General features: G+C 67.2%; 18 protein-coding genes. 6 read left to right on the top strand and 12 right to left on the bottom strand.

From position 1 onward, the window contains the following. Positions 1-8: 8 nt before the first annotated feature. Both prmC and prfA read right to left on the bottom strand, forming a co-directional pair. Positions 9-875, bottom strand: coding sequence for a peptide chain release factor N(5)-glutamine methyltransferase (gene prmC / locus NR810_RS31810; protein ID WP_257458176.1), 867 nt, complete (start codon positions 873-875; stop codon positions 9-11). Next, positions 872-1,960 (bottom strand): peptide chain release factor 1, encoded by a 1,089-nt coding sequence (prfA, locus tag NR810_RS31805; protein ID WP_257458174.1) that lies wholly within the window; start codon positions 1,958-1,960, stop codon positions 872-874. The genes prmC and prfA overlap by 4 nt, the downstream gene beginning before the upstream one ends. A gap of 439 nt (positions 1,961-2,399) precedes the next feature. Here prfA and NR810_RS31800 point away from each other — a divergent pair, with 439 nt between their 5' ends. After that, positions 2,400-3,215, top strand: a complete 816-nt coding sequence (locus NR810_RS31800; RefSeq protein WP_306818678.1) for a tetratricopeptide repeat protein — start codon at positions 2,400-2,402, stop codon at positions 3,213-3,215. A gap of 10 nt (positions 3,216-3,225) precedes the next feature. Next, positions 3,226-4,572, top strand: coding sequence for a hemolysin family protein (locus tag NR810_RS31795; protein ID WP_257458172.1), 1,347 nt, complete (start codon positions 3,226-3,228; stop codon positions 4,570-4,572). A gap of 1 nt (position 4,573) precedes the next feature. Here NR810_RS31795 and NR810_RS52880 read toward each other — a convergent pair whose 3' ends face one another. Continuing rightward, positions 4,574-4,735 (bottom strand): hypothetical protein, encoded by a 162-nt coding sequence (locus tag NR810_RS52880; protein ID WP_407653861.1) that lies wholly within the window; start codon positions 4,733-4,735, stop codon positions 4,574-4,576. 332 nt (positions 4,736-5,067) lie between these two features. Between NR810_RS52880 and NR810_RS31785 the strand changes: the two genes are divergently transcribed. After that, positions 5,068-5,733 (top strand): single stranded DNA-binding domain-containing protein, encoded by a 666-nt coding sequence (locus NR810_RS31785; RefSeq protein WP_257458171.1) that lies wholly within the window; start codon positions 5,068-5,070, stop codon positions 5,731-5,733. A gap of 30 nt (positions 5,734-5,763) precedes the next feature. Here NR810_RS31785 and NR810_RS31780 read toward each other — a convergent pair whose 3' ends face one another. Next, complete coding sequence (locus NR810_RS31780) at positions 5,764-6,534, bottom strand: protein kinase (RefSeq protein ID WP_257458170.1); 771 nt, start codon at positions 6,532-6,534, stop codon at positions 5,764-5,766. A gap of 223 nt (positions 6,535-6,757) precedes the next feature. Here NR810_RS31780 and NR810_RS31775 point away from each other — a divergent pair, with 223 nt between their 5' ends. After that, positions 6,758-8,149 carry a sensor histidine kinase gene (locus NR810_RS31775; protein WP_257458169.1) on the top strand — a complete coding sequence of 464 codons (1,392 nt, stop codon included), beginning with the start codon at positions 6,758-6,760 and terminating at the stop codon, positions 8,147-8,149. A 75-nt stretch (positions 8,150-8,224) separates the two neighbouring features. On the opposite strand, the gene NR810_RS31770 is transcribed toward NR810_RS31775, so the two are convergent. The 5 genes from NR810_RS31770 to NR810_RS31750 all read right to left on the bottom strand — a co-directional run bounded on the left by NR810_RS31770 (position 8,225) and on the right by NR810_RS31750 (position 15,172). Then, positions 8,225-10,597 carry a fibronectin type III domain-containing protein gene (locus NR810_RS31770; protein ID WP_257458168.1) on the bottom strand — a complete coding sequence of 791 codons (2,373 nt, stop codon included), beginning with the start codon at positions 10,595-10,597 and terminating at the stop codon, positions 8,225-8,227. Positions 10,598-10,928: 331 nt separating this feature from the next. Continuing rightward, positions 10,929-11,945, bottom strand: coding sequence for a substrate-binding domain-containing protein (locus tag NR810_RS31765; protein ID WP_257458167.1), 1,017 nt, complete (start codon positions 11,943-11,945; stop codon positions 10,929-10,931). 189 nt (positions 11,946-12,134) lie between these two features. Next, positions 12,135-12,914: a polysaccharide lyase gene (locus NR810_RS31760; RefSeq protein WP_257458165.1), complete on the bottom strand. Its 780-nt coding sequence runs from the start codon at positions 12,912-12,914 to the stop codon at positions 12,135-12,137. Positions 12,915-13,027: 113 nt separating this feature from the next. Further along, positions 13,028-14,128, bottom strand: coding sequence for a major royal jelly family protein (locus tag NR810_RS31755; RefSeq protein ID WP_257458164.1), 1,101 nt, complete (start codon positions 14,126-14,128; stop codon positions 13,028-13,030). A 30-nt stretch (positions 14,129-14,158) separates the two neighbouring features. After that, entirely contained in the window at positions 14,159-15,172 is a 1,014-nt protein-coding gene (locus NR810_RS31750) for a zinc-binding alcohol dehydrogenase family protein (protein ID WP_257458163.1), read from the bottom strand. Between the two features lie 118 nt (positions 15,173-15,290). Here NR810_RS31750 and NR810_RS31745 point away from each other — a divergent pair, with 118 nt between their 5' ends. Both NR810_RS31745 and smc read left to right on the top strand, forming a co-directional pair. Then, the gene (locus NR810_RS31745; protein ID WP_257458162.1) at positions 15,291-16,172 is read left to right on the top strand and encodes a LysR substrate-binding domain-containing protein; all 882 of its coding nucleotides are present in this window, start codon (positions 15,291-15,293) and stop codon (positions 16,170-16,172) included. A 410-nt stretch (positions 16,173-16,582) separates the two neighbouring features. Further along, on the top strand, positions 16,583-20,182 hold the full coding sequence (gene smc, locus NR810_RS31740) for a chromosome segregation protein SMC (protein ID WP_257458161.1): 3,600 nt from the start codon (positions 16,583-16,585) through the stop codon (positions 20,180-20,182). A gap of 134 nt (positions 20,183-20,316) precedes the next feature. Here smc and NR810_RS31735 read toward each other — a convergent pair whose 3' ends face one another. From NR810_RS31735 to NR810_RS31725, 3 genes are all read right to left on the bottom strand, one after another. After that, positions 20,317-21,606, bottom strand: coding sequence for a hypothetical protein (locus NR810_RS31735; RefSeq protein WP_257458160.1), 1,290 nt, complete (start codon positions 21,604-21,606; stop codon positions 20,317-20,319). A 154-nt stretch (positions 21,607-21,760) separates the two neighbouring features. After that, the gene (locus NR810_RS31730; RefSeq protein WP_257458159.1) at positions 21,761-22,939 is read right to left on the bottom strand and encodes a hypothetical protein; all 1,179 of its coding nucleotides are present in this window, start codon (positions 22,937-22,939) and stop codon (positions 21,761-21,763) included. 37 nt (positions 22,940-22,976) lie between these two features. Then, a complete protein-coding gene (locus tag NR810_RS31725) occupies positions 22,977-24,371 on the bottom strand; it encodes a sigma 54-interacting transcriptional regulator (RefSeq protein ID WP_257458158.1) in 1,395 nt (464 codons plus the stop codon). Positions 24,372-24,639: the final 268 nt, after the last annotated feature.

Raw genomic sequence — 24,639 nt, 5'->3', positions numbered from 1 at the left:
TCCCGTGGCTAGGTGGCCACGGGCTGTGTCCCAAAAGCGAGGCGATCCCGCCGCTCCAGGTCCTTCTCCACCCGCGCGTCGTCGTAACCCGCGGCCTGGAGGAGGGCCTTCACGGCGTCGCCCTGCGTCTCGCCAATCTCCATTGCAAGCAGCCCGCCAGGTTTGAGGACGCGGCGGGCGCCCTGGATGACCTTGCGGATGAGCACCAGCCCGTCCGGTCCGCCATCGAGCGCCATACGGGGCTCGCGGCGCACCTCGGGGGACAGGCCGGCGATCTCCCCGGTGGCGATGTAGGGGGGATTGGAGACCACCACCTCGAAGCGGGCGTCCGGGGGCAGGGGCGCGTAGAGGTCGCCCTGCAGCACCGTGACCCGCTCCGCCACCCCGAGCGCCTGGGCGTTCTCCCGGGCCAGCGCGCACGCGTCCGGGGAGAGATCCGTGGCCAGCACGGTGGCCTGTGGCCGCTCGGCCGCGAGGCTGATGGCGAGGCAGCCGGAGCCGGTGCACACGTCCAGCGCGGTGCCGGGCGCGTCCTTGGGCAGCCGGTGCAGGGCGGCCTCCACGAGCAGCTCCGTCTCCGGCCGGGGGATGAGCACCCGCGGGTCCACCTTGAAGGGGCGGTTGTAGAACTCCCGCACGCCGGTGAGGTACTGGGTGGGCTCACCGGCCATGCGCCGCTCGATGAGGGCGCGGAAGGTGGTGAGCTCGGTCTTCTCCATCGGCCGGTCGAGGTCCACGTACAGGCGCACCCGGGTCGTCTTCAGCACGTGGGCGAGCAGCACCTCGGCGGTGAGCCGGGGTGCGTCCACGCCACGCTTCTCGAAGTGCTGGGTCGTCCAGGTGAGGACCTTGCGGATGGTCCAGGTGTCGCTCATGCGCCGTTGCCGGGGCCTCCGCCCATCTGCTGCTTGAGGGCCTCGGCCTGGTAGTGGGTGCGGCAGGCGGTGATGACGTCCTCGACCCCGCCGGACATGATGGCCGGCAGGTTGTGCACCGTGAGGCCGATGCGGTGGTCCGTCAGCCGGTCCTGCGGGAAGTTGTAGGTGCGGATCTTCTCGGAGCGGTCGCCCGTGCCCACCTGGCCCCGGCGCATGGAGTCGCGCTCGTTGCGGATGCGCTCCTGCTCGATCTCATAGAGCTTGGCGCGCAGCATGCGCTCGGCCATGGCGCGGTTCTTCGTCTGGCTCTTCTCCTGCTGGCACTTCACCACGATGCCCGAGGGCTTGTGGATGAGGCGCACCGCGGAGTCGGTGGTGTTCACGCTCTGGCCGCCCGAGCCCGTCGAGCGCATCACCTGCATCTCGATGTCGGCCGGGTTGATCTTGATGTCCACGTCCTCCGCCTCGGGCATCACCGACACGGTGATGGTGGAGGTGTGGATGCGGCCCTGAGCCTCGGTGGCCGGCACGCGCTGCACCCGGTGCACGCCCGACTCGTACTTCAGGTGGCTGTAGACGCCGTCGCCCGACAGGGTGATGGTGACGTCCTTCACGCCGCCCACGCTGCCGGGGCTCATGTCCAGGATGTCCGCCTTCCAGCCCTTGCGGTCCGCGTAGCGGAGGTACATCTGCATGACCTCCTCGGCGAACAGGCCCGCCTCGTCTCCACCCGCGCCGGCGCGGATCTCGAGGATGACGTTCTTCTCGTCATTGGGGTCCTTGGGCAGCAGGAGGATCTTCAGCTGACCCTCCAGCTCCTCGCGCTGCTCCTTGAGGCCCGGGAGGGCCTCGCGGGCGTAGGCCTTCTCGTCGGGGTCCGAGCTGCCGAGCCAGGCCTCGACCTCCTTGAGGTCGGCGAGCACCTTGCGGTAGGTCCGGAAGGTGTCCACCAGCTTCTCCAAGCCGGCGCGCTCCTTGGAGACCCGCTGTAGCTTGGTCGTGTCGGAGATGATGTCCGGGTTGGACAGGTCGGCGGTGAGGCGCTCGAACTTGCGCTCCACCTCTTCGAGTTTGTCAATCATCGGTCTGGGGTCGGGGTTGTGCCCCGTTGTCTGGCCCCTGGCAAGGCCGGACGGGGTCAAGAAATTCCGTGGACTTCCGGGCCAGGAGCGTGAAAAAAGGGCGGTTCGCTGCCGCCAGTGCGGCCCACTTCCGCTAATACGGAGTACCAGAAGATGCCTGCCCAGAAGGGAAATCGCAGCAAGAAGAAGCTGTCCAACCGCGCTTCCTCCAAGAAGGCGGCCCTCAAGCGCCGTCGCGCCCGCGAGCGCCGCAAGTAGTTCGCTGTCCGCCTCCTCCCCTGGTGAGCAGGGGAGGGGGCGAGCACCCGTTTCCCGCGCTGGACTCCTCAGGAGCGGACCCGTCGGTCAGCCCGGGGGTGGACCCGCCGAGCCCTTGGCGGGAGGCATTACTCTTCGTTGCGCCCCGAGAGAGGCGGCGCGTAGATTGCCCCGCGAATTCATGGCCCGGGAAAACGACAACATCGTAGCTTCCGACGAGCACAACTCGCGCGGCATCGAACTGGCCGACCGCGGATGGCTCGACGAGGCGATCAAGGAGTTCAAGAAGGCGATCGACCTCGATCCGGACTCCGCCCACGCCCACGACAACCTCGCCACCGTCTACGCGGAGAAGAAGCTCTACCGCGAGGCCCTGGGCGAGTACCTCACGGCGCTCAAGCTGGAGCCGGAGAGCCCCACGGCGCACTACAACCTCGCCTGCTTCCTCTCCACGCACGCGGGGGAGATGGCGGTGGCGGAGTACCGTGAGGCCATCGAGCTGGATCCGGAGTACCCGGACGCGCACCTCAACCTGGGCCTCACCTACGCGGACCAGGGCCGGGTCGAGGACGCGATGCGCGAGCTGCAGACGGCCATCGAGCTGGAGCCGCAGGATGCCTTCCCCCGGCACGAGCTCGCCGCGCTGCTGATGGACGAGGGGGACTACCGCTCGGCCATCACCCAGCTGAAGGAAGTGGTGCGCCTGGACGCGGAGAACTTCGAGGCCCACCTGGACCTGGGCATCTGCTACGCGCAGAAGGGCTTCTACGCCGAGGCCGAGCGCTCCTACGAGAAGGCCAAGGCGCTCAACGCCGAGGACCTGCTGCTCAACTACAACCTGGCCGCCCTGTACGCGCTCTGGGGCCGCCGGGCGGATGCGTTGGCATTCCTTCAGAAGGCGGTGACGGTGGATCGCCAGAAGGTGCAGGGCTGGCTGGCCACGGATACGATGTTCGACTCGCTGAAGGGCGATCCGGAGTTCGACGCGCTCTTCTAGCGTCTGAACTATGGAATGGATCTTCCTCGGACTGGCGCTCCTGCTGGTCATCGCGAACGGGTTCTTCGTGGCGACCGAGTTCGCCATCGTGAAGGTCCGTCACACCCGGCTGCAGGCCCTGGTGGACGAGGGCCGTCCGGGTGCCGGCACGGCCCTGAAGATGGTGGACAAGCTGGACGCCTACCTGTCCGCCACGCAGTTCGGAATCACGCTGGCGTCACTGGGCCTGGGCTGGCTGGGTGAGCCGGCGTTCGCGCACCTGCTGGAGCCGGTGCTGACGCGGGTGGTGCCACCGGCGGCGGGCGAGGCGCTGGCGCACTCGCTGTCGGTGGCCATCGCCTTCGCCATCATCACCTTCCTGCACATCGTGGTGGGGGAGCTGGCGCCCAAGAGCCTCGCCATCCAGCGCGCCGAGGCCACGACGCTCGCGGTGGCGATGCCGATGCGCGCCTTCTACATCCTCTTCTACCCGGCCATCTGGCTGCTCAACGGCGTGGCGGGCTGGGTGCTGAAGGCCTTCGGACTGGGCACCGCGCACGAGTCGCACGACGCGCACAGCGAGGAGGAGCTGCGCGTCATCCTGCACAGCTCGGCACAGGCGGGGGCCATCACCACGTCGCGCGCGGAGCTGCTGGAGCGCTCGCTGGAGATGGCGCAGAAGACGGCGCGCCAGGTGATGGTGCCGCGCAACCAGGTGAAGTTCCTCGACATGGAGGAGCCGCTGGACAAGTGCATCGCGGACGCTCGGGCCGCGGGCCACACGTGGCTGCCGGTGTGCCGGGGGAACATGGACGCGGTGGAGGGGGTGGTCAACGTGAAGGACCTCTTCTTCCTGCTGTCCAGGGGCGAGCTGCGCAGCCTGTCGCAGGTGCAGCGGCCGGTGCTGTACGTGCCGGAGCACGTGACGCTGGAGCAGCTGCTCAACGAATTCCGGCGGCGGCGCCGGCAGACGGCGCTGGTGGTGGATGAGCACGGCGGCACGTCGGGGCTGGTGACCATCGCGGACGTGGTGGCCGAGGTGGTGGGAGACGTAGCCGAGCTGGGCCGGCGCATGGACGAGGTGCGCTCGCTGCCGGGCGGACGCTTCGAGCTGCCGGGCACGGCGCAGCTGGACGACCTGGAGGACCGCCTGGACGTCTCGTTCGAGGTCGAGGACGAGGTCGAGGTGACGACGATCGCCGGCTACCTCATGGCGAAGTTGGGGCGCATTCCGGAGAAGGGGGACGCGCTCAAGCTGGACATGTGGCGCATCCAGGTCGAAGAGGTGGAAGGGCCGCGCGTGGTGCGGGTGACGGTGGAGCCGCAGTCGGGCCCCAAGCCCCCCGTGACAACGGCGACGCCCGAGGCTGCTTCCTGAGTCAGATTTCCTCGTCTGGCAGGAGCGTGCGCAGCAACTCGTCTTCAGGTCCGAGTGGACGCATGCCCCGCACCTGGGGCCCGTTGCCCAGCGCCTCTCGCACTCCGCTGGGCGGTTCGTCGTGCGCCTGCGCCATCATCACCTGGCCCGCCTGAATCCGCACGGCGGCGCTGACGACGGGAAGGGCAGAGCGGGGATGTCTTTCGCCGCTGCCTCCACCTGTCCTGACTTCGCAGTGACGCTTCGTGCGCGATGAGAGGAATTGGGACAACGACACGGTCCCAACTGCCCGCCACGCACGTTTTGCCGTCGTGCCCTCCGGTGTTGCAGGGCGAACACCGCGCGCAGGAAGAGGGTAAGGACGTTCGAGATGGGACATGAGTCGTGCGACCCGGGTACGACTGTCACTCCATGAATTTCCGCGTAGAAACCCAGACGCGCCATTCAGTGCTGGCGCTCAATGCTTCCTCCGGGAAGCAGAACCAGGAGCACGTCATGGCTGCAATGGGGATGCAGTGGAAGGTCGGACTGGCTGTGGTGCTCGCGGTTGTGGCCATTGCCGCTCCTGGCCCGGTCGCGGCGATGCCCCCGGACTGCTCCATCGCCGCCGCTCGCCAACAGCCCCTGGGCACCACCGTGACGGTGGTAGGGGTGGCGACGTCATTCACGGGAGCCTTCTTTCCCAATGACAATGGCTTCGCCATCCAGGAAAAGAAGGTCGGCATCTACATCCTCGACTCGCTCGACGCGAACATCGCGGTCGGCCAGGTGGTCCGTGTGACGGGCACGCTGACCAACTCCTTCGGGCAGGTGCTCAGCGTGGCACCGACGTCCATCGAGGTGCTGGGGGAGGCCCACGAGCCCTGGCCCTACCCCGTGAAGACCAGCGACGTGAGCGAGGAGACCGAGGGCCGCCTCGTCCGCATCAGGGGTACCATCGTCAGCGATATCGAGGATGACCTGCCCTTCGGATACAAGTTCGCGGTGGATGACGGCACCGGTCCCACCTTCGTGTTCGTCAATGCCGGCACGGGCATCGACGTGAGCGAGCTCGAGGAGGGGCAGCGCGTCGTCATCCAGGGCTTCAGCGGAGAGTTCCTCGGCGAGTACGAAGTGGACCCCGTGTTCCCGGAGGACATCCGCATCCTCCCTCCACGGTAAGGGAGTGGCTCAATCCAATCACGAGAGCTTTCATGGTTGCAGCGAGCGCGGCTCCGGGGGCTTCTGCCTGACGGGCATGTAGCACTTGCCTTCAAACTCGGCCGTGCTCCTGGGACAGGGGGCCTTGGCCTCGAGCAGTACCCAGCATCCTCCGTGGATCTCCACCTCCGTTCCCTTGAGGCAGGGCGGCTTTCGCTGTCCCTCGAAAGGGGCGCTCGGCATCGGGTAGCCGATGATGGGTTGGGTGTCGTCTTGCAGATCGACCCAGGCCACGGGCTCATTCCACACGGCTTTGGCCACTCCAGGACTCCACTTGTCGGTAGAGCTGGGAGAACGGGGCCAGAGCGTCACCGCCGCCAGTACGAGCGCCACCGCCGCGAGTGCTCCAACCCCCACGCGCTGCCACTTCTTGCGTAAGGCTTCTCGCCTGGGAGGCCGTGGCAGGGGCTCTCGATTGAGGTGCGCTCCCGTATCCGCTCGCTCATCGACACAGGCGAGCGCGCCCGACAGCCTGATGAACATCCGCGTCAGTTCCGAGAGGGCCAAAGCCTCCGCCCTGGGCGCGTGCTGCATCTCCAGTGCCAGGAACGGAGGATCGGCATCTGCCGTGACGCGCACGGTCCACGGCGTTCGTGGACGCCACGTCCCCGCCCGTCCCGGCCTCACCACCAGCGCGAAGGCACCTGTCTCGACGTTGTGCGCCTCGTAGATGCGGCCCACTTCCGAGCCGGTATTCCGGTAGCGCTTGCGGATGTGGTACGGCCCCAGCTTGCCTCCGCTCCACTTGGGTGTGTCGCCCATGCCTGTATCTCTCCCGCGAGGTGAGATCGGGCTACTTACCCCAAGAGTCGGGTACCACGAAATCTGTTTGACTCCGCGAGGCTCGGAAGGACCGGCGCGATGACTGGCGCCACCGCGCTCCGCTACCTCGCCCATGCTCCACAAGTCGTCACTCGGCGCACCAGCATGAGCCCACGCCAGCCGGTATCGGTATGGTGGTGGCTCTCTCCCGGAGGTCGTCGTCATGCGGCTGCGGAGCCTCTTCCTCATCGGCGCGGTCCTCCTGGCGCTCCTGAGTCTGGGTTCCGCGGCTGGCTTGTTCTGGATGAGCACCCAGTTCCAGTCGCAGACCACGAGCTTGAGCGACTCCATTGGCAGGGTGCACTCCGCCGAGCGGCTGGCACACTCCCTCTTCCTGCTCCAGGTGGTCCAGGAGTTCGCGAGCATCGATGCCTCGAGCGTCGGGCCGCCCGTCAGCGTGGACGAGGCGCGCCGCCGGGTGTCGGAGCAGCTGGAGCAGGTCGATCCGTACGCGGACACCGCCCAGGAGCGGGCGTTGCTCGCGAATGTCCGCAGTCAGGTCGAGGCATACCTTCGCGCTCCAGCTCAGGAGCGGTTGTCCAGGTTGAGGGAGGCCATCCAGGCGGCCGAGGCCGTGTCCGCGTCGAGCATCGAGCGGGCCCATGCCGGCCGCGATGAGGCGACACGGGTGAGCGATGCGGCAAGGCTCATCGGAGGTCTGCTCGCGGTAGGGATCGTGACGGGTGTCGCGCTGGTCCTCGCCGCCACCCGCACGCGCCTCTATCTGCCGCTCCTGTCGATCCGCCGGGCGCTGGCGGCCTTCAAATCCGGACAGCGGGAGTCGAGATTGGAGCAGGTGGGCGTCCGCGAGCTCCGCGAGCTGGCCGCCGAGTTCAACGACATGGCCGAGACCCTGGTCAGCCAGGACGCGCGGCAGGTCCAGTTCCTGGCGGGCGTCGCCCATGATCTGCGCAACCCGCTCAATGTCCTCAAACTGTCGGTCCAGATCCTCCTCCGGGCACCGGAGCTGCCTCCACCAGAGAAGGTCCGGGAGTCACTGGTCCGGCTCTCCACGCAGCTCGATCGGCTCGAGCGCATGGTGGGAGACCTCCTGGAGCAGACCCGGATTGAAGCTGGCAATCTCGAGCTCCGCCTGGAGGACAGTGATCTGCGCGTGCTCGTGACGGAGGTGGTCGAGCTCCACCGGCCCTCGAGTCAGCAGCACCGGATCGAGCTTACCGTGCCCGACATGCCCGTTCCGGTGCGTGGGGATCCGACGCGGCTCTCCCAGGTGCTCACCAACCTCTTGAACAACGCCATCAAATACTCGCCTCGGGGAGGACTCGTGCGGGTGCTGCTCACTCAGTCCCAGGACGAGGTGCTGCTCTCCGTCTCCGACGAAGGGGTGGGCATCCCTCCCGACGAGTACGAGCACATCTTCGAGCCCTTCAGACGGAGCAAGGGCTCGAGCGCGGAGATCCCCGGCATCGGACTGGGGCTCTCCGTCTCCCGCCGCATCGTGCGGGCTCACGGCGGGGACATCGAGGTGGTGAGCCAGGTAGGAGCCGGCTCGACCTTCCGGGTCCGGCTACCGTCCCAGCACCCCCGCACGTAGGCGGAAATGAAACGGCCCACTCCCGCGAAGCTGCTCGGGGGAGTGGGCCGCTGATGTCGAGACCGCGTCAAGCCATCACCTGGTCCAGGTGTAGTTCGGAGAGTCGTACTGCGCGCCGTTCTTGTTGTAGGTGTACGAGTACGTGAGCGTCTGACCCGAGCCCAGGCCGGACACGGTGTGCTCCCAGCGGCCCGTGCCGCTGTTGTACGTCATGGTGACGTTCTGCTGCCCGAGGCCCGGGTAGCTGTAGTGCACGATGACGTAGTTCGCCGTGAAGCCCGTGGGCTTGAACCACACGAGCGCCTGGGTGGAGCTGACAGTGCTCGTGCCGTAGGTCCACTCGGTGCCGGTGCCGTTGCTGCCGCCGGTGCTGCCCGATTGCGTGGTGGCGCTGGCGGTGTTGCTGACCGCCGAGACGTTGCCGGCCGCATCCCTCGCCCTGACCGTGAAGCTATAAGTGGTCGACGCCGTCAGCCCCGTGCTGCTGTACGACGTCGTGGTCGACGTGCCGACGAGCGTGCCGTTGCGGTAGATGTCATAGCCCGTCACGCCCACGTTGTCCGACGAAGCGCTCCAGGTCAGGTTGATCTGGCTGCTCGAAGCGGCCGTGGCCGACAGGCTCGCCGGAGTGGTCGGCGCCTGGGTGTCGGTCGGCGGCGGCGTCCCCGTGCCCACGTACTCGGAGACGGTCTGCCTCATGGCCTCGGCAGGGGAGTTGGCGTAGACCCTGCCACCGATGTTGTTGACCACATGGGTGATCTCACTGCCGGCCGTTCCATTCAGCCAGATGGTGGTCATGTGGTGGAGCTTGATGCCCGGGTAGTTGGGCGCCTCGATCGCGGTGTGCAGCTTGACGGGCGCGTCCCGGAAGTACGAGTACACACCCAGGCCCCACGCCTCGTGGGTGGTCACGGTGTTGGCGATCTTGTACGACGCGTACCCGTTCACCGTGCCATTCATCCACGACGCCTGGTTGGGGACGTCATAGGGAATCTCGGACTGGTAGAAGTACACACGGCCGCCATTGCCGTTCCACACCGTCTGGTACTCTTCGTGGTGCTCGTTGAACAGGCCGTAGATCGTGACGTTCCTCCCGTTCACGACGAGGCCGCTCTTCGTGATGTTGGTGTTCCAGAAGGCGCTCTCTCCGTGGTCCGCGCGCCACAGCCAGAGCTGATCACCCACGACGTTGTTGCTGTTGATCGTGATGCCCACGTCGTTGCGGCCGGGGAACGCACCGCCGGTCCTGACGGTCAGATCGTAGAGGAAGGTCGGGTTGGCCGAGTGATCCAGCGAGCTGCCCGTGGGACCGACCTCCAGGAGGTTGGGGGAGTTGACCGTACCGGCCTCGAGGATCATGCCCGCGATCTTCACGCCGGGCACGTCGGCGACCTTGATGGCGGGCGTGCCACTCGTCGGGATCAGCGAGGGGACGCCAATGCCGAGGATGATGGTGTTGGCGTTGTTGACGCGAAGCGTGTCATTCAGCGAGTAGATGCCCGGGGTGAACAGGAGGTGCTTGCCCTGGCTCAGCGCGTTGTTGAGGCTCGCGGCGCTGTCGGTCTCCGGACGGGCAATGTAGAACTGGGAGATGGGGAGGGACTGTCCCGGCGTGGCTCCGTTGGCCCAGCTGACGCCCTGGGTATTGGTCTGCAGGGCCGGGACGAAGACGTAATACTGCCCGCCGCTGGTGTAGAGGTAGGGCTTCTCCCGGATGATCGGCGTCCTGTCGACGACCGTGTAGGCCGGCTCGGGGAACGTCCCCGTCGGCGTGTTCACGCTGCCCACGAACACCATGTTCCACACGGCGTTCGACCAGCTCGCCCATTTGCTGTTCCGGGAGAGCCACTGCTGCTGCGAGGCGGGCACGACCGTACTGTCCACGAGGGAGTCGGCGAGAAATCCGCCGCTGGCCCAGCCGGCATTCCAGTTCGAGTCGAACTCGAACAGGTGCAGCTCGCCCTTGACGTGCAGACGCCGCAGGGGGGCGGCCTGTGAAACGGCGATCCGCGTGATGCCGTTGGACGGGGTGACGGCGAAGTTCTCGAGGGTGCGCCAGAAGTTGCAGGTCGCGTTGGCGGCGGGCATCCACTTCGCGGTGACGTTCACCCCGCCGTTGATGTTCACGTCGTCGGGGTTCTGTCCCAGACCCGCGACGTGGGTGTAGAAGCCCACGTTGAAGGTGACGTTGTATGCACCCGGCTTGAAGAGCAGCGCATACCGGTCGGTGCCAAACTGATTGGCCTCCATCTTCGTGAAGACGGTGTTGGCGACATTGTTGATGTCGGTCGCCGCCATGGTCGGATCGAAGACGTAGACACGGGGGCCGAAGATGGTGGTGTTCGCCTGGGAGATGGGAGTCGCCGCTTCGGCCACACCCGGTTGAACAGCGCAGAGTCCCGCGGCGGTAGCCAGGACGGATACCGTCGATGCCAATCTTTTGATCATTGCATTGCCCCCTGAAGAACGAACCGCCCGAAGAGCGGAACGTCGCGTTCAGTCTGTCGTTGTCTCTGCTTGTGTTTCGCGCGGCGTCACGGCCCGCAGCTCAGCCCAAGGCTGCCCGGTGCTTCGCGGAATGGATTTAAAGCAGGTTATCCGGAGAGTAAAGGAATCTTTTGAAAGCGCCTTCAAATACGGCGATTCCGCCCAACAGTGAACACTGTGAGGGCTTGACGCAGCCAGACAATCCCCCTCGGATGACGCCATGCGTCTTGTGCACCGCGTCGCCTTTCAACCGGTCCGCGATGCCGTGATGCGTCAATGGCAGAGGGGTTCGTCAGCCGCGCTTTCTCGTGGTCGATTCGCGCACGATGAGCTGCAGCGGCAGTTCTGGCAGTGAGGCCTTCTTGCCTTTGATCATCCGAAGGATCGCCTCGCCAGCGACCTTCCCCAACTCGTACACCGGCTGACGCACGGTGGTGAGCGGTGGGATGGTGTAGAGCGAGCCCGGCAGATCATCGAAGCCGACCAGCGACAGGTCCTCGGGGACGCGGATGGACTTGTTGTGCAGCGCCAGGCGGGCGCCGTAGGCCATCTGATCGTTGGCGACGAACAGCGCGGTGAAGCTCAGGCGGGTGGCCAGCAGCTGGTTCAGCGCCAGCAGGCCACTGCCCTCGTGGAAGTCGCCGAAGGCGACGAGGCGCTCGTCCACGGGTAGGCCCGCCTGGGTCAGCGCGCGGCGGTATCCCGCCAACCGCTCCTGGGCATCGACATGCTGCTGGGGCCCGGCGATGTGGGCGATACGGGTATGGCCCAGCTCGATCAAATGCCGGGTGGCCTCGAAGGCCGCCTGCTCGTTGGCGAGCCGGATGCTGAGCACATTGGGGCCCTGCAGGTCGCGTCCGGTGATGACGAGCGGCACACGGTGCGCGTGGTTGAGCAGGGTCTCGTCGTCCATCGCGCCGGTCAGCACGATGACGCCCTCGACGCGGCGCGCCACCAGCAGCGCCATGCGCTCCGCCTCTTTCGCCGCGTTCCAGTGGCCGCTCACGAACAACGGCGAGTAGCCGGCATCGGCCAGGCTGTCCTCGATGCCCTTGAGCGTCTCGTTATAGAAGGCGCTGGAGATGTCCTGCGTAATCACACCCACCGACATGGTGTGGCCGAGCGCCAGTCCCCGGGCGATCTCGTTGGGGAGGTACTTGAGGTCCGCGATGGCCCGCTCCACGGCTTGACGCTTGCTCTCACGCACACGGGCGGTGCCATTGAGGATCCGCGACACCGTGCTGGGTGAGACACCGGCTCGACGGGCGACTTCCTCCAGCGTCACGGGCGGTGGACTGCGATCATCCATGTAGGGGCTCATAACATCGGCCCGCGAACTCCGTCAAAAGCGGCTTTCCAGGATGCGTCGTGGGGGAGGGGCCCTGTCTCGACTCCCGTGCCCCCCGTGGCTGCTCAGCTGGAGGGCACTGGACCGGGCGGGGGGAGGAGGGTGGCCGGGGCGCGACGGGGCCTGACCTTCGTCGCGCCCGGACCGGGGTTACCACTGATCAGGGTCGGCCTCGGCGAAGGTCGTGCCCGCGCCGATCTCGTCGAACCAGATGCTGCGCGTCCCCTGGCTGCCTTGCATGTACCCGTCGTCGTGCCAGCCGTTCGCGTAGAGGCCCACGCGGAACTGGAAGTACCGGTCGTCGGCCACGGTGGTGCTCAGGTTGTACTGCTCGAGCACCTTGGTACCGTCGAACCAGAGCTTGTAGAAGCCGGTGCCGTCGCTCGCCCACTTCGCCTGGATCACGATCTTGTGCCACTCCCCGGCGGTGACCGTGGCGAGGTTGCCGAACGTGACGGTCTTCTGATCGCAGACCGTGCCCTGCTTGACGCGCGTGAAGAGCTGATTGCCAGAGATCCAGATCATGCTGGACGGCATGTAGTCATCGCAGCCGGTATTGGAGAAATCAGCGATGAACTGGGCGATGTTGAAGGACTGTGGCTGGAATTGCCAGTCGGACTGCAGCCGGAACGCGAAGCCATAGAAGCCGGTGTCACCGCGACGGTAGACGTTGCTCTTCACGACCTCCGAGTGATAGCGGCCGCTATAGGAGGGATCGTAGATCTGGGTGACCTTGATGGCGGTCGGGCCGTTGTAGGTGACATTCGTCACCTCGTTCACGCTGCCCTTGTGCTCCCTGTTGATGGAGTTCCAGCCGGAGAGGGTGCCTGTGTTGTGGAAGATGACAGCGGCTTCCGCGACCAGGGCGAACGCGAACAGCGAGCCGCCAACAGCGGCGGCGATGTTCCGGGTCTTCTTCTTGATGTTCATGGCTCTCGGGGGTTGGGGGTTAAACAGTAAAACCCGATCAAGGTACCAAGCCCGATGTATCGGCAGCATCCCCATTTCGAGGGAGTGTGGCACCAGCGGCCCCCGCCCAGCCCTCAGCGGATCCGAAGACGGTAGAGACTTACCGGCCAGACGGTCTTCGACTGGCCCTGGTTGAACAGGCCGACCCGATCCATCTGCGGTACGGGCAACCAGATGAAGCCCTGCTCGTCGATGACGGGAGCATCGACCCAGTGGAGGCGCGGATCCTGGAGCACTGTCTCGATCCGGCCGTCTGGCGTCCGCTTCTGGAGGGAGTCTTGCGCGAGATTGGTGAAGTAGAGATCTCCATTCCCGTCCATGGCCGTGCCCCCCACCGGAGGCAGGTCGGCCCAGGGCTCGACGTGGGCGGCGAGCGCCTCGGGAGTGAGGTTCGAATCGTCCAGCCAGCGGGTCTCGATGCGCGACCAGGGACCGCTCAAGGGGGCGAAGTAGAGCCAGCGGCCGTCGGGGCTGAGCTCCAGCGGATCCGCGTTCACCTTCAGGTTCGAGCCATCGGGGGCTTTCACGGTCTGTCCGCCGAGCACGATGGGCCGGTCGGCGCGGGCCGCGGTCGCCGGCACCCCGTCCAGCACCCGGCGTGTCCTTCCCGTCTCGAGGTCGAGCACGACGAGCCCGGGTTTGCCAGCATCGGTCAGATAGGCGTGGCGGCCGTTGAATCGGATGTCATCGATGTAGCTGCCCTCCTGGGCTGCCTCCGGCCCGAAGGGATAGATGCGTGAGACACGGTGGGTCTTCAGGGAGATGCGAACCACCTTGGCGCCTCCGGGCAGCGGATTTCCGCCGAAATCGGGCGCACCAGTGTCCACCACCCACAGATCTCCGGACGGATCCCGGTGGATGGCATTGATGTTCACGAAGACGTTGCGCGGATCATCGCCTGGCTTCCAGGCATTCCAGCCGGCGTCGGGATAGGGTTTGGGTTGGCCCTTGGCGTCGAGCCTGGCCAGTGCCGGGCCCTTCGAGCCGGTCCACCGCGGGCCGCTGACGAAGATGTTTCCGCCGGCGACGGCCACGCCGTTCCAGATCATGGAGTTGCTCTCGGCGGCCACGAGCAGGGACGGCCGAGGAGTCTGTTTCTGGGTCTGAGCCTGGGCTCCGGGGGCGATGAAGGCGAAAGAGAGCCACGCCGTCATCGCGAGCGATGCGGATTTCATGAGAGGGATTTCCTTGTTGGATGTGAAAAACTAGAAGCCGCTCAGGACCACTTTGCCCATGGCACGGCCACTCTCGATGAGCGCGTGGGCGCGCTTCAGGTTGGCCGCGTTGATGGTGCCCAGATGGGTCTTGAGCGTGGTGCGCAAGACGCCCGCGTCCACGAGGTCGGCCACCTCGTTCAACAGGTGGTGCTGGGCGATCATGTCCGGCGTCTGGTACCGCGCGCGGGTGAACATGAATTCCCAATGGAGGGAGGCGCTCTTGCTCTTCAGCTTGTTGATGGGCAGGGGCCGGGCCGGATCGTCGATCAGCGCGAGCGCTCCCTGGGGGGCGAGCACCTCGACGATCTCCTCGAAGTGGGCCTCGGTGTGGGTGAGCCCGAGCACGTACTCGACGCCATGGGGAACGATGGCCTTCACCTGCTGGGCCCAGGGCTTGCCGTGGTCGATCACGTGGTGGGCGCCCAGCTCGCGGACCCAGGCTTGCGTCTCCGGACGCGAGGCGGTGGCGAACACCTTCAGCCCCGTCAGGCGCCGGGCGAGTTGAATGGCGATGGAGCCCACTCCACCCGCGCCGCCCAGGATCAGCACCGAGCCGGCATCGGCGGGCTTGCCCTTGCTCACGCGCAGGCGGTCGAACAACAGCTCCCAGGCGGTGATGCTGGTCAGCGGGAGGGCGGCGGCCTCCGCGAAGCTCAGCGACTTCGGCTTGCGGCCGACGATCCGCTCGTCCACGAGCTGCTGCTCGGCGTAGGCGCCGGGCCGCTCCAGGGCTCCGGCGTAGAACACCTCATCGCCCGGCTTGAACAGCGTGGTGTCCGGACCGACCGCGAGCACCGTTCCCGCGGCGTCCCAACCCAGAATCTTCGCCTGCCCCGAAGGATCGACCCCGGCTCGCACCTTGACGTCCACCGGGTTCACCGAGATGGCTTCCACCCTCACGAGCAGCTCCCTGCCCGTGGGCTTCGGTGCTGGGACCTCCAGGTCGATCAGGCTCTCGGGGTTCTCGATGGGGGCTGGCTGGCGATACGCGACGGCTTTCATGTGACTCTCCTCGGACGCGGCCCGTGGCGGCCGCTTTCGAGGGAGACAATGCATTTGTGATGTCAATATTCACAATTGATAGTTGATATCGTCACCATAAACGCCCTATATGGGCCGCATGGGCTACACCGACCTGGACATGGACCTGCTGCGCTCCTTCGTGACCGTGGTGGATGCCGGAGGGTTCACGGCCGCGGGCGCGAGGCTCGGCCGGACCCAGGCCGCCATGAGCATCCGGATCAAGCGGCTCGAGGAACTGCTCGAGCGGCGCGTGTTCGATCGGACCAGCCGGACGCCGACCCTGACACGGGATGGCGAGCTGCTCCTGAGCTATGCGCGCCAGATCCTGAAGTTGAATGACGAGACGGTGCAGCGTTTCGCGGAGCCCGGTAACGAAGGGGAGCTCCGGCTCGGGGTCGCGGAGTACTTCGTGCCGCAGCACCTGCCCATCATCCTGTCCCGCTTCACCCAGACCTACCCCCGGGTCCACATTCAGGTGAAGGTCGGTTTGAATGACAATCTCTTCCAGACGCTCGAACGGGGTGAGCTGGATCTGGTGATCGCCCGGCGTGACAAGCCCCAGCAGGGAGGGCGCCTCCTTCGCCGGGAGCGGCTGCTCTGGATGACCGCACAGAACCTCCGGATCGACCCCGTGGCCGCGCTTCCCATCTGCACGTTGCCACCCCCCTGCATCTTCCGCGCGCGCGGGTTCGCGGCCCTGGAGGCGATGGGGCGGCCCTGGCGGGTGGTCTACACGAGCGAGAGTGTCGTCGGCGTCGTCGCCGCGGCACGGGCTGGATTGGGCGTCGCCATCCTACCGGAGAGCGCCATGGAGCCAGGCTTGACGACGCTCTCCGCCGAGGAGGGCTTCCCGGAGCTCGGCGACATCGAGCTCGCTCTCTTCGGTGAGAACAAGGAGCGGCGCCGCCTCACGTCCACGCTCGTCCGCTTCATCGAAGAGAGCCTGCAGCCACTCCATCACTCCCAGCTCGACGCATAGAGCCACCCCTGGAGAGGAGCCCACCCGTAGCGGGCCGAGGGGGCGGCGGTGCTACAGGTGGCTTCAGTGCTGTTCGACGCCTGCCTGGGGAGCGGCCATGTCAGACGGGGCTGCTATGCCCGCAAGGTCACTTTTCCGAGGAGGAGCGAGGAAGCGAGCAGGGGCTCGGGCGCAGGTCGCCTCCAGAAACGATTGAGGAAGGGTAGGGTCTGTTCTCGCTCGGACAACCCCCCGGTCGCCAGCCCGGTGGGTTCGCCATGCCTGCCTGCTCGCCTATGGTCATGCATGGCAGGGTCATGCTTGATCGCTTGAGATCCAGCGTGCTACTCGTCTGATCGCTCCGAGGCCGATTTTTCGGCCTTCGGCGCGCTTCCTCCCTCGCCTGCCCACCTTTCGGGAGCCCGTTTCACATGCGAATCAAGCGCCTGGACATCACCGGCTTCAAATCGTTCATGGAACGCAGTGTCTTCACGTTCGATGACGGGGTGACGGGCATCGTCGGACCCAACGGGTGCGGCAAGTCCAACGTGGTGGACTCCATCCGCTGGGTGATGGGCGAGCAGAGCGCCAAGAACCTGCGCGGCCGCGGCATGGAGGACGTCATCTTCAACGGCTCGGAGTCCAAGCCGCCCCTCTCCATGGCCGAGGTGTCGCTCACCTTCCACGTGGACGAGACGGACACGCTCCCGGCCCACCTCTCCGGCCTCTCCGAGGTGACCGTCACCCGCCGTCTCTTCCGCAGCGGCGAGTCCGAGTACCTCATCAACAAGACCATCTGCCGCCTGCTGGACATCACCGAGCTCTTCCTCGGCACCGGCGTGGGCACCAAGGCCTACTCCATCATCGAGCAGGGCCGCGTGGGCCTCATCGTCTCCAGCAAGCCCGAGGACCGGCGCCACCTCATCGAGGAGGCCGCGGGCGTCACCAAGTACAAGGCCCGCCGCAAGGCCGCCGAGCGCAAGCTGGAGGCCACCCAGGCCAACCTCCTGCGCGTCACCGACATCACCTCCGAGCTGGAGCGCCGCCTGGAGAGCCTGTCGCGCCAGGCCAAGAAGGCCGAGAAGTACAAGAAGCTCAAGACGCGCATGCGGGAGATCGAGCTGCACTCGGCCTCGCACCGCTTCCTGGCGCTGAACGTGGAGGCCAAGCAGCTCCAGGAGCGGCTGGGCAGCCTGGGCGGCGAGGAGCGCGAGGGCCTGGAGAAGATGCGCGAGATGGAGGCGGTCATCACCTCCCGCCGCGCCGAGCTGGAGGCCGAGGCCGAGGCCCTGCAGAAGCTGTCCGCCGAGGTGCACGCGATGGAGAGCGCCGTGCAGCGCGCGGACCAGGACCTGGCCTACTGGCGCAAGGACCTGGAGGAGACGACCGCCCGCGTCACCCAGTCCGAGACCGAGCTGCACGCCCTCAAATCCCGCCAGGAGGAGGTGGCCGGCACCATGGCCGCCCGCGAGGCCGAGCTGAGCAGCATCGCCGGCTCCTGGAAGGAGGACGAGGTCGCCATGAAGGTGGCGCAGGAGGAGCTGCGCCGGGTGAGCCAGCTGCAGACGGAAATCTCCATGCGGCTGGAGCAGGAGCGCGCCGCGCTCGTCACCGTGGCCAGCCGCCTGGCCAACCACGAGAGCAACCTCGTCAACCTGGCCCGCCAGAAGACGGACCTGGAGGCCCGCCGCGCCCGCAACCGCGCCGAGGCCGAGTCCCTGCGCGAGCAGGAGAAGCAGCTCGAGGACGTGCGCCAGGAGGTGGCCCGCCGGGTGGAGGAGAGCCGCCACCTGTCGCTGGAGCTGGCCGAGCGCAAGGGCCATGAGGAAGAGGCGCTCGTGCGCACGCGCCAGGCCTTCATGGAGAACGAGGTGCAGGTCATCGGCCTGCGCGAGGAGCTGAGCGACAAGCGCAGCCGGCTCGCCTCGCTGGAGGCGCTGCAGAAGGACTACGAGGGCTTCGACAAGGGCGTGCGCGCGGTGATGGTGCGCGCCGGCGAGGACGCCCGGCAGCAGGGCATCTTCGGTCTGGTGGCCGACGTCATCTCCACCACGCCCCGCTTCGAGCGCGCGGTGGAGGCCGTGCTGGGCGAGCGGCTGCAGCACGTGGTCGTCGAGAGCCGCGACAAGGGCGTCGAGTTGGTGGAGTACCTCAAGGACGCCGCCGAGGGCCGGGGCAGCTTCCTGCCCGTGCCCCCGCCCGAGCGTGTCCCCTCCACGGTCCAGCCGGACCTGTCGCGCCCCGGCGTGCTGGCCGTCGCCTTCAACGAGGTGACGTGCGAGGAGTCGCTCAAGCCCGTGGTGCAGCTGCTCCTCGGGGACGTGGTCATCGTGACGGACCTGGTCGCCGCGAAGGCCTACGCGGACGCCGAGGGCACCGCGTACACGCTCGTCACCCTGGACGGCGAGGTGTTCCGCCCGGACGGCACCATCACCGGCGGTGAGCGCGAGGGCGCCGCGGTGGGCGCCCTGCAGAAGAAGCGGGAGATCGCCGAGCTGGCCGCCGAGGTGGCCCGGGTGGAGGAGCGCTACAACGAGATCCTCACCCGGCACTACACCCTGCAGAAGCAGATGGGCGACACGGAGGACGTGCTCAAGGGGCTGGCGAAGAACCAGCACGCCGAGGAGCTGAGCCTCGCCCACCAGGAGAAGGACCTGCACAAGGCGAGCGAGGACCTGGCGCGGGTGCGTGACCGCATCCGGGCGCTGGACGCCGACGAGTCGCAGCTCGCGCACATGTACGACGGGCTGGCGCACGAGGAGGAGAACAGCCGGGGCGAGGTGACGCACGGCCAGGCGGACCGCGAGTCGCGCGAGGAGCGCGTCAAGCAGCTGGTGGGCGAGCTCGAGTCGCTCAAGCAGCGGGCGGAGACGGCCACGTCGAACCTCACGTCGCTGAAGGTGAAGGTGGCGGCCGGTGGCGAGCGCGGTGAGTCGGCGCGCAAGGAGCTGGAGAGCCTGCTGACCCAGAAGGAGGAGATGGCGGGCCGGGTGCGCAAGCTGGAGAACGCGGTGCGCGACGGCGCGGCGCGGGTGGCGGAGTTCCAGCGCCGCATCTCCGAGACGGAGGCGGAGCGCGCCCAGAAGACGGAGGAGCTGCGCGGGGCCGCTGAGGGCCTGGAGGCCCGCCGCATGGCCCATGGCGCGGCGTCCGGCGCGGTGCGCGAGCAGGACAACGTGCTGCGCGAGCTGCGCACGAAGCTGGACGGGCTGACCCAGGGCCTGTCGCAGATCACCCTGCGCGAGCGGGAGATCGCCCTGGAGCTGGAGCACCTGGTGGCGGGCATCCGCGAGCGGCACGCCCTGGAGCTGCAGGAAGAGGTGCACCGCTACCACATGCTGCCGTCGCTGAGCGAGGAGGCGGAGCAGGAGCTGAAGGACCTGCGCGCGCAGGTGGAGAAGATGGGGGAGATCAACCTCACGGCCATCGACGAGCACACGGAGCTGGCCCAGCGCTCCGAGTTCCTGCTGACGCAGAAGAAGGACCTGACGGAGTCGATGGAGAAGCTGCAGGAGGCCATCCGGCGCATCGACGCGTCGAGCCGGGAGCGCTTCAAGCAGACGTTCGAGATCGTCAACGAGAAGTTCCAGGCCATCTTCCCGCGGCTGTTCGGCGGCGGGCGGGCGAGCCTGGTGCTGACGAACGAGGGGCAGGGCGGAGAGCCGGGCGTGGAGATCGTGGCGCAGCCGCCGGGCAAGAAGCTGCAGAGCATGAACCTGCTGTCCGGCGGCGAGAAGGCGCTGACGGCGGTGGCGCTCATCTTCGCCATCTTCCTCATCAAGCCGACGCCCTTCTGCCTCCTGGACGAGGTCGACGCGCCGCTGGATGAGGGCAACGTGGGCCGCTACAACGACATGGTGAAGGAGATGAGCAAGCAGTCGCAGTTCATCCTCATCACCCACAACAAGCGGACGATGGAAGTGGCGGACACGCTGTACGGCGTGACGATGGAGGAGCCGGGCATCTCCAAGCTGGTGAGCGTGAAGCTGCGCGAGGCGAAGGCGGCCAACGACAACATCACCGCGGCGTAACTTCCCCTCTCCCCCTGGGAGAGGGACGGGGTGAGGGTATATCCAGCCCCCGGGTTGGACCCCTCGAGAAAAAAAGGCGCGGAACCCAGGTTCGGGTCCCGCGCCTTCGTCATTCCGGGCTCACCGGTGAGCGGCTACTTGAGCTTCTCGCAGATCTTCTTGTCGTCCTCGAGGCGCTTCTTGGAGTTGTCGAGGTCCTGCTGGGTGGCGCCGACGGCCTCCTGGAGACGGGTTTCGATCTCCGCGAAGCTCGGGTCCTTGGCCTTGAGCTCCTGGGTGAGGGTCAGGGTCTGCTGGTCCACCTGGAGCTGGGCGGAGATGGCGTCGACGATCTTCTGCGAAGCGGTGACGAGCGCACCGCACTTGTTGCTCAGCTCCGACAGCAGATCGAGCTGCTTGCGCTTGGAGGCGGTCTGGTACTGGGTCACCACGGCGTCATAGGCGGCGGCGGCGGCGTCACGACCGCCGATGGCGATGGCGGCATCGGCGGAGCGCTGGCCGCGCATCAGATCCATCTGGAAGAAGCGCATCTCGGGGGCCAGGTGAGAGGCGGGCTCGGTGGCGCGCGAGTTGAGGTGGGCGAAGCGGTAGGTGAACTTGAGCTGATCCGTCTCCAGCTTCATCGGGACGGTCATCATCTTCTCCTTGAGGCAGGCGGCGAGCTGGTCACCCTCGGGAGTACCCGCCGGGTCGAAGGTGATGTCGACGGCGACGGGCAACGACTTCTCGATCTCCTCGGCGGCCTTCCGGGCCTCGCGCGCATCCCCTCGCTGTCCAGCGGGAATCGGAAGCACGCGCGCCTCTCCGAGGGCCTGTTCCTGGGCGGACTTGATGCGGCGCAGGTGCACGGCGGCCTGGAGGGTGGGCGGAACCTTGTTGGCGAAGCCCGCGTAGCAGTCGCACCAGGAGGCCTGGCCGAGCCGCACGCCGCCCGAGTAGTCCGAGCCCGAGTTGAGGCCGAACTTCACGCTGATGCCGGTGTCCTGATCGTGGGTGAACTCGGTCTGGTACTCCACCGGCTGGGCGCCCGCGGGCAGGGCGGTGAGCGGCACGCGCGTGTTCAGGGCCTTCTGGATGCACGCCTGGCCCTCGGCGGTGAGGTTCTCACCGGAGATGGCGTGGGTGCCGCCCTGGTCGGTGATGGTGTCCTTCACGATCACCTTGGTGGCCTTCGCCTCGCCCCGGGACTTGGGGTCCACGAGGCACTCCATCACCTCGGGCTGGGAGGAGAAGAGCGCTCCCACGAGGGTGTTCGGGTTGAGGGGCTGGGGCAGGGCAAGTGCCTGGGACTGGCACACGGCCGTGTCGAACGGGAACTGATTGGCGATGCGCATCCGATCCTGGCTGCTGCCCGTCTGTGCGTCCTGCATGGTGGCACAGCCGGTCGCGAGGGCGAGGGATGCGATGGCGATACGGCGCATCATGTGGGGGATCTCCCTTGAGGTTGGGACAGCGGAACCTCGTTTATCAAGTCCGCCGCGTTCTTGAGATCCCCGGGTCTTCGAAAACGAAGAGGCGTGGGACCCGGGCCGGATCCCACGCCTTCGTCGACACGGGAGTGTCGCCCGGGAGTGCGCGCTACTTGCGCTCCTTGGGGCAGATGGACTTGTCGTCCGCCAGGCGCTTCTGGGCGTTGTTCAGGTCCTGCTGCGTGGCGTTGATGATCACCTGCAGCTTGGTCTCGACGTCGGCCCAGGACTCGTCCTTGGCCTTGAGCTCCTGGGCGATGGCCAGGGAGCTCTGGTCCACCTTGAGCTGGGCGTCGATGGCGTTCACCATGGACTGGGTGGCCTCCACGAGCACGGCGCACCTGGCCTTCAGCTCGTCGACCAGCTTCCAGTCCTTGGTCTTCTGGTACTTGGAGACGATGGCGTCATAGACCTCGGCGGCGTTGGAGCGGGTGCCGAAGGCGATGGCGGCGTCGGCGGTGCGCTGGTTGCGCACCAGCTCGAGCTGGAAGAAGCGCTGCTCGGGCGGCAGGTCCGCGGCGAGCTCGGGGGCCTGCGAGTTGAGGTGGACGAAGCGGTAGGAGAACTTCAGCTGCTCCGCCTCCAGCTTCGCCGGCAGGGCCACCATCTTGCCCTTGAGGCAGGCGGCGAGCTGGTCGCCCTCGGGGGTGCCCACCGGGTCGAAGGTGATGTCCGCGGCGGTGGCCATGCCCTTCTTCAGGTCCACGTTGGCCTTGAGGAGGGGGGGAATCTTGCTGGTGAAGCCCGCGTAGCAGTCACACCAGGTGGGCTGACCGAGCCGCACGGCGCCGGAGAAGTCCGAGCCCGGGTTGAGGCCGAGCTTCACGGCGGGGCTGTTGTTCAGCTCGTGGATGAAGGAGCTCTCGGACTGGACCGGCTGGGCGCCCGCGGGCAGGGCGGTGAGCGGCACGCGCGTGTCCAAGGCCTTCTGGATGCACGCCTGGCCCTCGGCGGTGAGGTTCTCACCGGAGATGGCGTGGGTGCCGCCCTGGTCCGTGACGGAGGTCTTCACCACCACCTGGGTGGTCTCGGCGGTGCCGCGGGACTTGGGGTCCACGAGGCACTCCATCACCTCCGGGCGCGCGGCGCTGATGGCGCCCAGGAGGATGTTCTGGTTGAGCGGCTGGGGCAGGGAGAGGGAGCGGGGCTGGCAGACGCTCACGTCGAACGGATGCTGGTTGGTGATGCGCATCCGCTCTTCGGTGGTCGTCGAGCCCTTCTGGGCCTGCTGCTGGCTGGCGCACCCGGCCGCGAGGAGGACGGAGGCGATGGCGATACGGCGCATCATGTCGGGGATCTCCCTTGGGATTGGAACGGCGGGGGCCTCATTTATCAAGGCCCTCGGCGTTCTTGAGATCCTTCAGGCGCAGACCGTTCTTCTTGAGCAGACGGTAGAGGCTCTGCATGGACAGGCCGGTGTGCTGCTCGGCCGTCTTCATGTCGAAGTTGGACTGGCGCATGACCTCGGCGAAGTAGAGGCGCTCGAAGTCCGCCACCACCCGGTCCTTGGCCTCGTGGTAGGGCATGCCCGTCACCAGCGCGGCCACGCTGGTGGTGGGCTGCTCTCCACCCTCCACCTTGCGCTGGGGCTGGGCCATGAAGTCCAGCCAGCTGACGTTGCCCGTCTCCTGCATGAGGGCACCGCGCTCCAGCACGTTGCGCAGCTCGCGCACGTTGCCGGGCCAGTCATAGCCCTCGAAGAGGGCGATCGTCTGGGGGGTGAGTTCGAAGGAGGACTTGAGGCCGCGCAGCAGGGACTGGGCCAGCACGGGGATGTCCTCGCGCCGGGTGCGCAGCGGGGGCAGACGCACGCGCGCCACCGCCAGCCGGTAGTAGAGGTCCGCCCGGAAGCGGCCCTGGCGCACGTCCTCCTCGAGGTTGCGGTGCGTGGAGGCGATGACGCGCACGTCCACCGGCACCGGCGCTCCGTCCAGCGAGGGCACCTCGCGCGACTCCAGCACGCGCAGCAGCTTGGGCTGCAGCGACAGCGGCAGCTCGCCCACCTCGTCCAGGAACAGGGTGCCACCCTGGGCCGCCTCGAAGACGCCCTTGGTGCCCTTGTCGTCCTCCTCGCCTCCGGAGCGCAGGCCGCCGAACAGCTCGCGCTCGGCCTTCTCCTCGGTGATGAGGTTGCAGTCCACCACCTTGAAGGGGCCGTGCCGCCGGCGCGAGTGCTCGTGCACCGCGCGCGCCGCCAGCTCCTTGCCGGTGCCCGTCTCGCCCTCCACCAGCAGGTTCATGTCCTCGCGCGCGATGCTGCGCAGCTGCGAGAAGACGACCCGCATCATCTCCGAGGTGGCCACCAGTCCGCCGAAGGCGTCCGCCCCACCCATCACCTCCACCTCGGTGGCGCGGGCCTCCTGCTTGATGGCCAGCTTCGTCTTGCCCAGCACCACCTTGTCGCCCGGCTGCAGCAACACCTGCATCACCTGGTGCCCGTCCAGGAAGGTTCCGTTGCGGCTGCCCAGGTCGCGCAGGAGGATGCCCTTCGACGTGCGCTCCAGCTCGATGTGCCGCCGGCTCACCGTCTGATCGCTGAGCACCAGATCCGTCGCCGGATCCGAGCCCACGCGCAGCAGCGCGTCCTGCGTGGTGGCCTTCTTCCCCTTGTCCGGGCCGGCCACCACCTCCACCGTCCACTCACGCACCTGGATCCGTGTCGACCGTCCCTCGGGACCCGTCTGCACGGTCTGGGTGACCTCCGGCCTGTCGTCGCTCATCGGCGTTGCTCCTCCCAACCCGCTGCGGACGGAGCGAAACTCCGCCCGGGTCGCGGGAGTTGCCTGTTTATGGGGCCTCTCACTCCTGGGCAAGCCTTAGTGACGGAGAGTCGAGGGTAGGGGAGAAGCGCACGCGGACAAGTGTCCAGGCAGCTCGGCCCCTCCTCAGTGCCGGTGGAATGGTGCGTTGGGTGTGAGATCAGGACGGCGCACGCGAGGGGCGATTCGCACCAGCCACGGACTGGGAGTGAAGACGACTCCCTCTCCG

This window comes from Archangium lipolyticum (assembly GCF_024623785.1).
Lineage (GTDB): Bacteria > Myxococcota > Myxococcia > Myxococcales > Myxococcaceae > Archangium > Archangium lipolyticum.
Note: the sequence above shows the minus strand (reverse complement) of the source record. Positions and strands in the feature narration are given on the sequence as shown.